The organism is Rhizobium rhododendri (genome assembly GCF_007000325.2).
Lineage (GTDB): Bacteria > Pseudomonadota > Alphaproteobacteria > Rhizobiales > Rhizobiaceae > Rhizobium > Rhizobium rhododendri.
Genome location: NZ_CP117268.1, coordinates 974,020 through 987,218 on the forward strand (window position 1 = coordinate 974,020; position 13,199 = coordinate 987,218).

Annotated in this window: 12 protein-coding genes and 1 pseudogene; 4 read left to right on the forward strand and 9 right to left on the reverse strand. The window is 58.9% G+C overall.

Going from position 1 to position 13,199, the window contains the following annotated elements:
• Positions 1–32: 32 nt before the first annotated feature.
• Genes PR018_RS22295 through PR018_RS22310 form a run of 4 tightly spaced genes read right to left on the reverse strand, consistent with a single transcriptional unit; the run spans position 33 to position 3,663 of the window.
• Complete coding sequence (locus PR018_RS22295; protein ID WP_142831952.1) at positions 33–827, reverse strand: amino acid ABC transporter ATP-binding protein; 795 nt, start codon at positions 825–827, stop codon at positions 33–35.
• Positions 824–1,753, reverse strand: coding sequence for an amino acid ABC transporter permease (locus PR018_RS22300; RefSeq protein ID WP_142831953.1), 930 nt, complete (start codon positions 1,751–1,753; stop codon positions 824–826). Before PR018_RS22300 ends, PR018_RS22295 begins: the two co-directional genes overlap by 4 nt.
• Positions 1,750–2,643: an ABC transporter substrate-binding protein gene (locus PR018_RS22305; protein ID WP_142831954.1), complete on the reverse strand. Its 894-nt coding sequence runs from the start codon at positions 2,641–2,643 to the stop codon at positions 1,750–1,752. The genes PR018_RS22300 and PR018_RS22305 overlap by 4 nt, the downstream gene beginning before the upstream one ends.
• A gap of 39 nt (positions 2,644–2,682) precedes the next feature.
• Positions 2,683–3,663 carry an ABC transporter substrate-binding protein gene (locus PR018_RS22310; protein ID WP_142831956.1) on the reverse strand — a complete coding sequence of 327 codons (981 nt, stop codon included), beginning with the start codon at positions 3,661–3,663 and terminating at the stop codon, positions 2,683–2,685.
• A gap of 100 nt (positions 3,664–3,763) precedes the next feature.
• Between PR018_RS22310 and PR018_RS22315 the strand changes: the two genes are divergently transcribed.
• Positions 3,764–5,092: an aminotransferase-like domain-containing protein gene (locus tag PR018_RS22315; RefSeq protein WP_142831958.1), complete on the forward strand. Its 1,329-nt coding sequence runs from the start codon at positions 3,764–3,766 to the stop codon at positions 5,090–5,092.
• Positions 5,093–5,887: 795 nt separating this feature from the next.
• On the opposite strand, the gene PR018_RS22320 is transcribed toward PR018_RS22315, so the two are convergent.
• From PR018_RS22320 to PR018_RS22330, 3 genes are all read right to left on the reverse strand, one after another.
• Positions 5,888–6,121 (reverse strand): hypothetical protein, encoded by a 234-nt coding sequence (locus PR018_RS22320; RefSeq protein ID WP_244615530.1) that lies wholly within the window; start codon positions 6,119–6,121, stop codon positions 5,888–5,890.
• Complete coding sequence (locus PR018_RS22325) at positions 6,114–6,359, reverse strand: hypothetical protein (RefSeq protein ID WP_244615531.1); 246 nt, start codon at positions 6,357–6,359, stop codon at positions 6,114–6,116. The genes PR018_RS22320 and PR018_RS22325 overlap by 8 nt, the downstream gene beginning before the upstream one ends.
• A gap of 90 nt (positions 6,360–6,449) precedes the next feature.
• Positions 6,450–6,878: a recombinase family protein gene (locus PR018_RS22330; protein ID WP_341799002.1), complete on the reverse strand. Its 429-nt coding sequence runs from the start codon at positions 6,876–6,878 to the stop codon at positions 6,450–6,452.
• Positions 6,879–7,165: 287 nt separating this feature from the next.
• Between PR018_RS22330 and PR018_RS28550 the strand changes: the two are divergent.
• A pseudogene (locus PR018_RS28550) lies at positions 7,166–7,723 on the forward strand (Tn3 family transposase); the annotation flags it as partial.
• 15 nt (positions 7,724–7,738) lie between these two features.
• Here the strand turns inward: PR018_RS28550 and PR018_RS22340 are convergent.
• Both PR018_RS22340 and PR018_RS22345 read right to left on the reverse strand, forming a co-directional pair.
• Entirely contained in the window at positions 7,739–8,761 is a 1,023-nt protein-coding gene (locus tag PR018_RS22340) for an SDR family oxidoreductase (RefSeq protein WP_142831960.1), read from the reverse strand.
• Positions 8,762–9,114: 353 nt separating this feature from the next.
• A complete protein-coding gene (locus PR018_RS22345; protein ID WP_142831962.1) occupies positions 9,115–10,029 on the reverse strand; it encodes a LysR family transcriptional regulator in 915 nt (304 codons plus the stop codon).
• Between the two features lie 96 nt (positions 10,030–10,125).
• Between PR018_RS22345 and PR018_RS22350 the strand changes: the two genes are divergently transcribed.
• Together PR018_RS22350 and fliK are read left to right on the forward strand one after the other, a co-directional pair.
• On the forward strand, positions 10,126–11,256 hold the full coding sequence (locus tag PR018_RS22350) for an alkene reductase (protein WP_142831963.1): 1,131 nt from the start codon (positions 10,126–10,128) through the stop codon (positions 11,254–11,256).
• Between the two features lie 660 nt (positions 11,257–11,916).
• On the forward strand, positions 11,917–13,176 hold the full coding sequence (gene fliK / locus PR018_RS22355) for a flagellar hook-length control protein FliK (RefSeq protein WP_161991068.1): 1,260 nt from the start codon (positions 11,917–11,919) through the stop codon (positions 13,174–13,176).
• Positions 13,177–13,199: the final 23 nt, after the last annotated feature.

The following is a 13,199-nucleotide window of genomic DNA, read 5'->3' on the forward strand; positions in this document are numbered from 1 at the left end:
GCCCGACGTGAGAGACCGCTGAGCACGCGGCCTCACAGGAATCGCGACAGGAAGGCCTGCGTGCGCGGGTGTTGCGGGTTGCTGATCACATTTTCAGGCGTGCCCTGTTCGACGATGTGGCCACCATCCATGAAGACAACCCGATCGGCAGCTTCGCGGGCGAAGCCGATCTCGTGAGTGACCACGATCATCGTCAAGCCCTGCTTTGCCAGATCTTTCATCGTCGCCAGCACCTCACCGACCAATTCGGGATCAAGCGCGGAAGTCGGCTCGTCAAAGAGCATCAGCTTTGGTTTGATCGCCAAGGCACGGGCAATCGCTACGCGCTGCTGCTGCCCACCGGACAGCTGGCGTGGATAGGCATTGGCCTTCTCCGACAAGCCGACACGTTCCAGCAGGCGCTTGGCGTTCTCGATTGCAGCCTTGCGGTTTTCGCCGTGAACGCCAACCGGCGCCTCGATGATGTTTTGCAGCACCGTCATGTGCGGGTAGAGGTTGAACTGCTGGAACACCATGCCGATCTTGCGGCGCTGGCGAGCAATTCCATTTTGGGAAAGCTTTTGGAGCCGATCGTTACGGACCGTGTAGCCGATCTGCTCACCATCCACCTCAATGTATCCCTGCTGGATGGCTTCGAGATGGTTGATGCAGCGCAGGAAGGTGGATTTCCCCGAGCCTGACGGACCGAGAACGACCACCACTTCGCCCGGCATGATGTCGACGTCGATACCCTTCAGCACTTCGAGTTCGTTGAAAGATTTGTGGACGTTACGGGCCTGCACCAGCGGTCTTGCGGTATCTCCAGCTGCAGTGGATACTGCGGTCAATGGCTCGCCTCCTCTTTGGGAACTGCAACAGTCTTTGTCGTGCCGCCGGGCCGACGGTCGCTGCGACCGTAGTAAGCTTCGATATAGCTCTGGCCGATATTTAGCACCGATGTAATCAGGAGGTACCAGAGAACGGCGACCATCAGCATGGGTACGATCTCGAAAGTCCGGTTGTAGATCGACTGTACCGAGTAGAGCAGGTCAGCCATGGCAATGACGCTGACCAGCGACGTGGCCTTGATCATGCTGATCAGCTGGTTGCCGGTCGGCGGTACGATCGAGCGCATGGCCTGCGGGATGACGATCCGCCGCAGGACGCGCGCCTTGGTCATTCCGAAAGCCTCGGCCGTTTCCGCTTGGCCGCGATCAACCGACAGGAGACCTCCGCGGATGATTTCCGCCATATAGGCTGCTTCGTTGAGCGCGAGGCCGACGATTGCCGCGGTTATCGGGGTGATGACCGAGTTGGTGTCCCAACTGATCAGCGACGGGCCGAAGGGGATTGCAATCGAAAGCTGTGGGAATAGCGTCGACATGTTGTACCAGAAGATCAACTGCACCAGCAGCGGCGTGCCGCGGAAGAACCAGATGAACAGCGAGGCAAAACCGCTTGCCAGCCGGTCATCGGACATTCGCATGATGGCGATCAACAGGCCGAGCACGACGCCGATGACCATGGCGATCACAGTCAGCCCAAGGCTGACATAAAGGCCACTGATGACGGTTGGATCGAAGAAATACTGGGCGACCACGGGCCACCCAAAATTCTTATTGTTGGCGACGATCCAGGTGAAATCCGCAACAATGATCGCGATGACCGCCCAAAGGGCAAGGCGCCCTTTCCTTAACGGTGTGTAGGCCGTTGCGACATCGCGGAAGTCTGCACCGCCCGAAGGCGGTGCATGGGGTTCGATATTCGTGCTCATTTGGGAAGCTGTCCGCCGAGATTGATGCCAGGCGCCTTGATTATATTGTTCTCGAGGCCCCACTTCCTCATGATTGCGGCATAGGTGCCGTTGTCCATCAGCACCTTTATGGCATCCACCATGATCGGACCGAGCGGCGACCCCTTCGGCACGACGGCGCCCTGGAAAATATCCTCAAAGCCGTTCTTCTGTCCAATGCCGGTCAGTTCGAGTTGGCCATTGGCCTGACTCACGAAATAGGTGAGCGGTGCCTGCGAGGAGAAGAATGCATCGGCGCGCTTGGAGCGGACGGCTAAAATCGAGCTCGGCTGGTCGGTGTAGGACTGTACCTGGACAGCGTTCTTTCCGTCGGTCTTGCACTTGTCAGACTGAGCCTTGATCACCCGCTCGGCAGATCCGCCTGCCATGACCGATATACGCTGCCCGCAGGCTGTATCCAGTGAGGTGATACCCTTTGGGTTACCCTTCTGAGCGGCGAACACAACGAATTCCTGCACCCAATCGACAAAGTCATTGGACGATTCACGATCCTTGTAGTCGCCGACCGGCCCGAAGGCGAACTGGTAGCGGCCGGAATTCACGCCGGCTAGCAATGCCGGAAGACCACCAACGGTTTCGTGCTCGATCTTGACGCCGAGCACTTTGCCGAGTGCTTCAGTCAGATCGGCGCTGGCACCGGTCATCACGGTGCCGGTTACTATCTCGTAGGGAGGGAACGAACCGTTGTTGACCGAGATCATCTTTCCTGACGTCCTGATGGCATCAGGAAGTTTGGCATGCAGGTCCGCGTTGACCGATAGCTTAGGCAAAGCCGCGTCCTCAGCCATCGCGGCGCCCGAAATGATCATGCCTGCCAAGGCGAGGTAGGAGGTCATTGTTTTCAGCGACATGGTCGTTCCCCTTTTTGATGGCCGTTCTGGTGATCGAAGTTACACTGCGAGGGCAGTTCGGCTGCCATCGGTGTCGAATTTGAAGAGTTCGAGCGGTGAAAGCTGTCTCGGCAGGATGCCCTGCGCGTGGAGTTCGCCGGCGAAGTCGACAATCATCTTATGGTTTGCGGCAAGGCCGCTGGCGTCCCAACCTTCCGGCAGTTCAAGCGAGGACTTAAGCAGTTCGTCGAACATCCAGGGCGAGGTATCGGCATATTTGCGGCGCTTGCTCAACCAAACGCGCTGGGATTCGTCGATGACCTCACTCAGTTCGGAGATGATCCAAGGATTTTCTTCCACGATCTCTGCCTTGATGCCGATGAGGTGCATGCCGGGCACATATCCCACCTCTTTGAAATATCGACGCTCGGCGCTTCGGAAATCGGAAAGAAGCTGGCGAAAGGGGGAGTCTTTGGCAAAAAAGCCATCAGGCATGAAAGGTGTGAAGATGGCGTCGAGCGTGCCCTCCATCAAGAGATCAATCATGGGTCGCTCGCCAGGAGCTGCCTCGATGCGACCTTCCCGTCCGAAGCCATCAAGACGATCTGTGATCGGGTGCGCCTCGGTGAGTCGCCCCGCGAACCACATCGCGTCTTGGACATCGACACCTTCGCGGCGAAGAGCGGCACGCGTCCATGTGTTGCCCGAGTCACGCCAGCCGGTTACTCCGATACGCTTGCCGGCGAGTTGCGAAAACTCGGTAATTGGGCTGTTTTTTAGGGTGATAACGCAACGATGGCGGAAACCGCGCATGATGAAATTCGGAATGCCCACCACGCTCTTTTCACCGTCGAGGCAAAACTGCGCATAGCGGCTGAACGACATTTCAGCCGCGTCGCATGTATCGCTTTTGCCGACATGGGGGATGAGCGTGCCGACGCGCTCGACCTTGATATCGAGCTTCGACGACGAAACATCGCCAAGGATAAGGGGCGTCATATAGTCCCAGTCACGCAGGGCAAGTCGAAGAGTAATCGTCATCGGTATCCACTCAGAATTATTCTTGTAGGCCGATGATTAAATGTTCAAATCAAGCTGATCAAATGTTATTACGTTATTGAACATTAAATATGATGGAAAAATGAGCGAAATTCGGGATGCAGTTTGGTTTGCTGAAAAAATAACCGATCGGACGATCCGGGGTATTGCGATCGAGACCAGCGCGCTCATCCGCGGCGGCGCGTTGCCCGTCGGCACCAAGCTGCCTGCCATCCGCGATCTCGCCTTTGCGCTCGGTATCAGCCCCGCGACGATCTCTGAAGCCTGGAGCGAGTTGCGACGCCAGAAAATTATCAGCGGCCGCGGACGCAACGGCACATGGGTGCGCGGCGATCGTTTCATCGCAAAGCCTGAACGGCTTGCAAGCTCCGGCAACTACGGCATGGACGTGCTGAACCTGACGGCTGCGGTACCGGACATAGCCTTGCTTCCAAAGCTCACCGAAGCGATGGTCTATGGGGCATCCGCAGAGAATCTGAACAGTTATGAACGCAGCCGTATCTTGCCGGAACTGGAAGCCGCCGTCCGGGAGACCTGGCCCTACCAGCCCGAGGCTTTTCTCGCAACCAACGGCGGCTATAACGCCGTTTATACGATGATGAACGCTTTGGTCATGCCAGGCGCCGCCGTAGCGATCGAGAATCCAACCGCCATGCGACTTTTAGACATTCTGGAAGATCGTGGTGCCCGCATTGTTCCCGTCGAATGCGATCGCCACGGCCCCCTGCCCGCCTCCCTTGAGGCAGCTATGAAGTACCGCCCCGTAGCCTTCGTCTTCCAGCCGCGCGTGCACTCAGTCACCGGCCAAAGCGTCAGCGCCGAGCGAATGAGCAGCCTAGCCGAAATCCTTCGACACACCGATACGCTGATCGTCGAAGACGATGGTGTTGCCGACATTGCCGACCAGCCTCGGCAGTCGCTTGGGCATCTCTTTCCTGAGCGGGTCATCCACATCCTCTCTTTTTCAAAGACGCACGGACCGGACTTGCGTCTTGCCGTACTTTCGAGTTCACAGGCGATCGTCGAACAGATCCAGTCCTACCGCAGTTTTAGCGCCGGCTGGACGAGTCGCATTCTGCAGGCCGCCGGCGCTTGGCTGATTCGCGATCCGGCAACACAAGAAACTCTGCAGCGCGCCAAGGCGATTTATGCACAGCGGCGTGGTGACCTCGTCCAGGCGCTGCAGGATCGGAACATAGATGCAGCACACGGCGGCGGCCTCTGCGCGTGGGTTCCTGTTTCATCTGAAGCTTTCGCGATGGTCACTCTTGCGGCACGCGGGATCGCCGTCTATCCCGGAGCCAAGTTTTCGCTGTTGCCGGGCAACTACCTGCGGGTTGCGACCGCGACGCTCTCCGATCGCTGCATAGAGGTCGCAGATGCGATCGCCCTCGGAGTGTCTCATGATTAAGCCTGAACTGAGCTCCAAGCTATGGCGCCTCGTCGATTCCTGGTCACCCCGATGACATCTGTCATCCATTGGACGAAGCGCGTCGAAACCACGCCTCATGACGCGGCATCCGCGGTCTTTTTATCGATGTCACAGACTTCTACCGACCTTTAATAATGCAGAATCTTGGGATTTCCAAAATCCGGCGAGCCTGTATCGATGGCGAAACAGGGGTTTGCGATGGGTTCGGCGATTTCTTTGCGGTCAGACGATGACGGGGATGGGTTGCGGCGTCTGGCTCGGCAGAGGCGAGATACCGATCGTGCTCGGCGGCTCTCGCACAAATGCTGCTTGGATCGGCAGTGTGACAGTTCAGATCGTGCGCAACTGGCTGGTACGCTCAACGCACGCGGTCCCGACGGGCTGATTAACGAAACGGCTCCGGGCAAGCCGTCACTGCTGAATGAAGACCAGCGCACAGCCCTTGCACAAAGCATTGAGCGCGGCCCCACGCCATATCTGGATGGGCTTGTGCGGTGGCGTCTTAGTGATCTGGCTCAGTGGATTTGGGACGCGTTTCGGGTCTCTATGCGTTAGGAGACCCTGGGTCGCCAACTGCGTTTGAGGGACTGCCGCGAGCTCTCGGCTCGCCTAAGGCATCATGCGCAGCATGCTGAGCGGCTGAGGCATTTACAAAACGTTCCCCGCCGCGGTGGCGGAAAATGCCGCCTCTCCCGCCGAGGTCAAAGTGATCGAAATCAGGGTAGAAGCAGGATACATGTAAGACCGGTCAAGAAGAACCTTGGGCTGCTGGTTTCATCGCCTGAGATCCTCGACTCTCAATTCTGCCCACACCCATGAGAAATAATAAGTGCCCATGGGGTCGTCTGCGCCGATGCTGGCGGATTGAGTTTCCAGATATTTGAGCCACTCGGCGACCTTTTCGCGCTCGACCTTGGTACCGGCGGGGGCACGCGGGGACTTGCTGCCGAGCATGCAAACGGGCTCGTCGAGGATGGCATGGTACTGCTTGTCGAGCTTGTCATGCACGAGTGGCGGCGACTTCCAATGGGATGTCGTCAGCTGTCGTTTTCCAACCCGCGTAGGCTTGTTTAGCCTGTTCGATGGTCTGAATGCTGGTGAGCGGCGTGTGCACCATTTTGCCGAGAACGTTCTGCAGGAGCTCGATGCCTCTCCGCGCCCTTTGGGCGGAATTGACCATGAGAACCAGGAACCGCCCCTTGATTTCCAGACTGCCGAGGACCGGCGTACCGTCCTCCATGGTCATCGGTGAAGGCCGCAAGCGTTTCGATTTCTCTGACCAACCGCGCAGGAGTTTCGGCCGGCCAAGATGTTTTTGCGCGGGCGGCGGCGGGTTTCATTCCGGCTGTGACCCACTCGCTGAACAGGGATGGCTCCCAGTTCGGCCATGGCGCCAATGATGGTGGACATGGCCCGGCCAATCGGGCTGGCGGTATCGATCTGATCCTGGACGCTGATGAAAGCGGATGCAGCGATGGTCGAACTCTTCGAGAGCGGTAGGGAGATGGCGCGTGGAGCGTGCGAAGCGGTCAAACTTCCAGACCAGCACACAATCGAGTTCGCGGTTGCGGGCGCTGGTCATCAGGGCGTTGAGCCTCCGGCGGCCTTCCTTGCGTCCCGAGACGGCGATGTCGCAATAGTCTCCGACTATATCGAGACCGGCGCGCTCGGCATAAGCTCGCAGTCCGTCACATTCAGGTCCGGTTTCTGGTCGGGCTTGGAAACGCGCAGATAGAGCTCCGAATGGTTTTGCTGCGGTGTGGATGCCGGCTTAAGCCGTCCTTTAACGTATTCCTTTCCGGACGGCGGAACGCTATGCCCCGCAGCCTTGATTTAGGCAGTTTCCACGACCCCTTCGGCATACCCTTTTCCGGACACCTTTATGACAGCGATCGACCGCACTGCCTACCCTCGCTCCGACGAGCGTCTCACCCGATAGGAGCTGGAACGCCGATACGGTCTGAGCGAAGTCGAACTCGTCTTTATCCGCGGCAAAGCGCGGGGTGCTTCCGGCCGCCTGACGCTGGCGGGTTTGCTGAAGCGCGCCAGGATCTCCAGACCGCCCGCTATGCCATTGGCATCGCCAGCGCCGACACCCTGCGCTGGCTCAATGCCCAGCATATCGATGTAATCAAGCTCGAGGCTCCAATGACCTACCTGATCAATGTCTATGACCGTTTCGAGCTGCCGAAACTGTGGGACGCCGGTCAGGCGGTGATCGCAGATAGCACTCACATTTTATTGCGCAAAAACAATCTGCTGGTCTGGCAGCACATACGCTATGGCGCCCACGGTGGCATTGCCTACCACTATATCTCCGACAATTACATTGCGCTGTTCATGACCTTCATTCCATACGGCGTCTGGGAGGCCATCCATCTCCTCGATGGCCTCCTGAAAAACCGCTCCACCGTCCAGCCGGACTCCCTGCATCCCGACACGCAGTGTCAGAGCGAACCCGTCTTCTGGCTGGCGCGCATACTCGTGATCAAGCTGATGCCGCGCATGCGCAAAAGGGTAGACGTGACCTTCTATCGTCCCGATAAATCGGTCTCCTACCAGTACATTGATGCGCTCTTCCGCCGCGAGATCGACTGGCAGCTGATTTCTTTGCTACCCCTGCATTTACGGTTGGCCACTGCCGCCGGCTGCCCCGTACACCTGACCAGTCGCATAGCTCGCATCGGCAGCGGCGAGTTGGACGTAAATTGACGCCAATTCGGCAGGCTGGCCAGGCCGGCCAAGCGGGGTGTTGCCGCCGAAGGACATGAGTTTGACTTGCGTGGCACCTCCACTTACCTGCAACGGTGTCCAGATCGGTCCAGGGGCGACGCCATTGACACGGATGCCTTTCGGGCCGAGCTGTTTTGCCATCGACTTGGTGAAGGACATCATCGCAGCCTTCGTCATCGCGTAATCGACCAGGTCTTCGGATGGGTCGTAAGCCTGTTCCGACGTTGTCTGAATAATAGCCGATCCTTCTGGCAGATGCGGAAGCGCCGCCTTTGTCAGCCAAAACATCGCATAGAGATTGGTCTTCATCGTTGCATCAAAATCTTCGCTGGAGAGATCGAGAAGCGACGGGCGCTGTTGTTGTCGACTGGCGTTGTTGACGAGGATATTGAGCCCACCAAGCTGGCGCACTGCCTCCTCGACAATCTTGCCACAACGCGCTTCGTCCCGGATGTCGCCGGGTAGCGCCACTGCTACTCTACCCTCTCGTTTAATGAGCTCTATGACTTGACGGGCATCAGGCTCCTCATCGGGCAGATAGCTGATTGCAACGTCTGCACCTTCACGCGCGAACGCTATGGCTGCCGCGCGCCCCATGCCGGAATCTCCCCCGGTGATCAGGGCCTTGCGGCCGGCAAGACGTCCCGATCCCTTGTAGCTAGTCTCGCCATGATCTGGCTTGGGATCCATCTTGCTAGCGAGGCCAGGCCAAGGCTGCGTCTGCGATTTGAACGGTGGCTTTGGATAGAGCTCTGTCGGGTTGCTGATTTTCACCTCAGTCGGATTTGCGGTAGATGGTTGCGCCGCGTTTGTTTGGCGTGATGCCAAAGCCACAGTGGCTACGACTGCAGTAGCACCGCCTACGACGGCCCGGCGGGATAATTTTGGTGGCGACGTCTCGTCATGCTTGGTCATTGCATATTCCTTTTTTGAGTCACCGGACAACCAGTTATGAGCCGTTCCGTTCCAGGGCTCCGTCATCAGGCATTTAATCGGGCAATAGTTGGGAAATAGCAGGGATACCAAAACCCCGAGTGGTCATTTACGGGTGCGGGCGCTCGATCTTAAAGGGTGGGCAGCTCTGGAGCTTGGCTTAAGATGGTGCTGTATTCGATCACCGCCGGCGACATCCAAGCCAAGAAGCGGCCGTCTTCATGCCGGCGCACGTAGCGGGTTCGGCGCAAAGCTTTGGCCGTCCGGACCGAGGCCAGAAGGTCTGACGGCGCTAGCTCTTGAGCACCAGTGCAATAAACATAAGGTCGGGATCTTCATAGTAAAAGCCGCTTAGCACCAGCGACTTCCGCCCTGACCTCGTTCGACACTAAGTCCACAAAAGCACGGACCTTCGGCACACGAAAACGGCTTGCTGGCCATAACATCGTCAGGACCCCGTTACGGTCGACCTCATTTTCAAGAATGCAGCGTAGCCGTCCGTTTGCCAGCCCTTCTCGCACGAGGAATTCCGGAAAACATCCGATACCCCCGCCGCGCTGAGCTAGATCGAGGAGCGGGTCGATGACGCTTGCGCTCAGACTAACCGGCACCTGCTGTCCCGGCGCAGATTTCAACGGCCACGGGGCTATACGTCCGGACGAAAATTTCTGGCGTAGGCAGACATGGTCAAAAAGCTCCCCTGGCGCTCTCGGCTCTCCGTGCTTCTCCAGGTAACTGGGTGCTGCCACAAGGAGCCAGGTAAAGCTACCGAGGGTTTTGTGAAGCAGCCGGGAGTCTCCGGTGTGCCCGGTCCGGATCACAACGTCGAAACCTTCCTCGACAACGTCGACGATGCGATCGCTGTAGTCCAGATCGAGTTCGACCTGTGGGTACTCGGCGACAAACGCCGCGAGCGCCCTGGTAAAGAGCGAGCCGGTCAAAGGAAGGCTGACGCGCAACTTGCCACGTGGGCTTCCCGCCGCTTCCGCTAACTCTGCTTCTCCGGCGTGAAGTTCTTCCAGCATTCTGCGGGCGCGGACCAGGAAGATGGCGCCCGACTCGGTCAGCGAGATGGTGCGGGTCGTTCGATGGAACAGCGTCGTCGCCAATTGTCCCTCCAGCCGCGCAATGGCCTTGCCGATTGCCGAGGAGGAAAGTCCGAGCTCCTGGGCCGCCAGTTTGAAACTTCGGGTGTCGGCTGCGGCTACGAACGCTCGGAGCGAGGCAAGACTATCGACGGGCTCTGCCATAAACCACCTTTCTTCCGCAATGATCGGAACTGTAGCCTATAAATATTTTGCGCGACAGGCGTTATAAAGATGGTCAGTTCGAAACGAGGACACCGCATGACAGATCTTTTCACCCCATTCAATCTTTCCGGAACGCAGCTTGCCAACCGGGTGGTCATGGCACCAATGACCCGCTCGCGCGCTCCACACGATGCTGCCGACGCGACAATCGCCCTCTATTACGCGCAGCGTGCCACAGCTGGGTTGATTGTCAGCGAGGGCACTCCGATTTCGCGTGAGGGTCAGGGCTATCTCTTCAATCCCGGCATCTTCACGCCCGAGCAGATTGCCGGCTGGCGTCTGGTGACACAGTCCGTGCATGCCGTGGGCGGCCGGATGTTCGCACAGATATGGCATGTCGGCCGTGTGTCCCACCCTTCGATCCAGGCAGGTGGCATCGATCCCGTCAGCGCTAGCTCGAAAATCGCCAAAGGCGCGACCGCCTTTGGATACGATGAGAACGGCATTCCGGCCATTATCGAAACAACGAAACCACGCCAGCTTTCGACAGAGGAGGTCGAGCGTGTTATTGGCGACTTCGCCAATGCCGCCAGCAACGCCATTGAAGCAGGCTTCGACGGCATCGAAATCCACGGCGCCAACGGCTACTTGCTCGAGCAGTTCCTCAACCCCGAGGTCAACGATCGCAAGGACCGCTACGCCGCCGACACGATGGAAAACCGTCTGCGGTTCGCGCTCCAAGTAGTGGATGCCACGATCTCCCGGATCGGCCGCGAGCGTGTTGCCATCCGCCTGTCGCCCTTTGGCAAGCTATTCGACATGCCGCATCACGGCGAGATCGAGGAGACCTACTCGGCACTGGCCGCGGCGCTTGGCGAACGGCGCATCGCCTACATCCATATCATGGACCAATCGGGCTACGTCGGAGGCGAGGACACCAACGGAGAGACGGTCTCTGACAGCATCGTTCGTCTGCTCGGCGACTTCCGCAAGAGCCTTCCCGCCACGGCGTTGATCCTGGCTGGCAACATGACACGCGCGCGCGCCGACAAGCTGATCGCAGACGGCACGATCGATCTGGCCGCGTTCGGCCAGCCGTTCATCTCCAATCCGGACCTCGTGGCCCGGCTGCGAAATGACTGGCCGCTGACCCCACCGGATCGCACTACCTATTACGGTGGCGATGCCCACGGTTACATCGATTACCCGCCCTATGCCGCCGCGTGAACTGTCTCTCGAGGTCGGATCACGTCCGGCCTCTTGTGACTGCCGCGGGAGGGGCCAATATTGTATCTGAACGTCCCCAGCCACGGGCGCTCGTTAAAACTCCTCAACCTCAGGATGTACACTCTCGGCATCCGCATGATGCGCAAAGCCTGACGCAAGTTCTAAGGATTAAGCCTGAGGCAGAGGCCTGAATGAGGCAACCGCATCAAATATCACAAATGGCAAATAGCGTTTGCGACAGAATGAAGGAGCCCGCAACAGCGGTTCAATTCGATTAGCAACGTCGAACCGGCGGGATCCTTCTTTGATAGTCATCCTAGACACATGCCCATGTGTGCGCTTTTCTGCAGTTGAGTTCCTTGGAAAAAAGGAAAAGATATGGCGGACGTCAGCATGGCAACGGGTTCGGCGTGCGCAGTCGGTGTGAATTCTCCAAAGAATGGAATTGGCGGCAACGGGAGGCAGAGTGATGACCCGCATGGCTTCGGGGACGCTCTCGACCGATCGGCAAGTGATCAGGATGGCAAAAACCTGACGACGCCGACAACGGGCGATGCAAAGGCCATCGCTGCAGGAAGCGCATCAGGCGATCAAAATCAGGCGAATGCAACGTCGTTGGCACTCCCGTCAGTTGCAGTGCAATGGCCCGACAATGACAGCGTGAATGCTTCCGCGCAATTTCTCGCCGCGGCAGCCAACGCCGTCAACGACCAGACATCCAGAGCCTCGGTGAAAGCGGGCGATCTTGAGGCAACTTCGCCACTTGGACTTGCCCAGCAATTGGCCGATGTCGTTGCCGGCGCGGCGACAGGCGAGCCAGCCACGCCCGTCAAAGGCGATCTTCCCGGCGTCAAGGGCAGCAAAAGCGGCGCTGCCGCCGACGATAGCAAGGACGCCGATGCCAATGCATCCGACCCCAATGCCGCCAGCGGTGCCGTGACCGACGTGCTGTCGCTGCTCGGAGCCGGTTTGTCGGCCGCTGCCATCCCCGCGCAGACCTCCGCCAGCGTCCTTGCCGCAGCCGGGCAGCTCCACACCGGCAATGGCAAGATCGATCCCGGCGCGGCCTCTGTTGCAAATGCGCTTCCGGCCGACGCCGCGGACGACAGCGGCGACGCCGTTGCCGTGGGCATGGCCATGCTGGCGCCGTCAATGGGCAGCGCTGGCCAGGGCAATGCCGTTGCCGGCACATCTACCGACGGTGACGCCCCCGTAACGTTTAACGTCGACCGGGCGAGTGGCAAGGTACAGTCGCTGGATCTCTCTGCGAGCCGGAATGCCGACGATACGCCTCAGCTCGACATCAAATCGGCAAGCGGCGACACCGGGGCCACCGTCACTGTCCTCGACTCCCGACGCTTCGTCGGCCTCGCCGATGGCTCGAATTCGGCACTGGTCGCCAATTCGCTGACGGGCAACAAGGACTGGGCAGCGGCCATGCAGCCCAATGCTGCGCTGACCGGAGCATCGGCGACGACCAGTGCCAGCAAAGTCATGAACACTCTGAAAATTCAGATGAACCCGGATAATCTGGGGACTGTCACCGCAACCATGCGGCTTTCGGGCGAGCAGCTTTCCGTCGATCTCAAGGTCCATTCTGCCGAGGCCTACAGGCAGCTCAGCAACGACCAGAGCGCGATGATCGATTCACTGCGCCAGCAGGGCTACAGCGTCGATCGCATGACCGTGACCTACACCGCGCCGGAAACATCGAGCAACAACCAGCAGAGCCCCCAGGGCCAGCAGCAGCAACAACCCGGCACAAGCCAGGGGCAGGGCAGCGATGGCCAGGCTCGCAGACAGAATTCAGGACGACAGGCCGGTGATCAAGATGGTATCTCGCGCGCAGGTAACGTGGGTACGGACGATAGCGTTGCTGGCGGTGCTCAGCAGGCTCGTGCCGGGGGCGTCTATCTCTGACACTTTGACCACGCCTTGACCAA

What these genes read in the sequence shown, in the direction of transcription:
- PR018_RS22345 (WP_142831962.1), bottom strand. Translation starts at nt 10,029, where the DNA reads ATGGCAGAGCCCGTCGATAGTCTTGCCTCGCTCCGAGCGTTCGTAGCC.
- PR018_RS22340 (WP_142831960.1), bottom strand. Translation starts at nt 8,761, where the DNA reads ATGACCAAGCATGACGAGACGTCGCCACCAAAATTATCCCGCCGGGCC.
- PR018_RS22350 (WP_142831963.1), top strand. Translation starts at nt 10,126, where the DNA reads ATGACAGATCTTTTCACCCCATTCAATCTTTCCGGAACGCAGCTTGCC.
- PR018_RS22325 (WP_244615531.1), bottom strand. Translation starts at nt 6,359, where the DNA reads ATGACCATGGAGGACGGTACGCCGGTCCTCGGCAGTCTGGAAATCAAG.
- PR018_RS22310 (WP_142831956.1), bottom strand. Translation starts at nt 3,663, where the DNA reads ATGACGATTACTCTTCGACTTGCCCTGCGTGACTGGGACTATATGACG.
- PR018_RS22305 (WP_142831954.1), bottom strand. Translation starts at nt 2,643, where the DNA reads ATGTCGCTGAAAACAATGACCTCCTACCTCGCCTTGGCAGGCATGATC.
- PR018_RS22315 (WP_142831958.1), top strand. Translation starts at nt 3,764, where the DNA reads ATGAGCGAAATTCGGGATGCAGTTTGGTTTGCTGAAAAAATAACCGAT.
- PR018_RS22300 (WP_142831953.1), bottom strand. Translation starts at nt 1,753, where the DNA reads ATGAGCACGAATATCGAACCCCATGCACCGCCTTCGGGCGGTGCAGAC.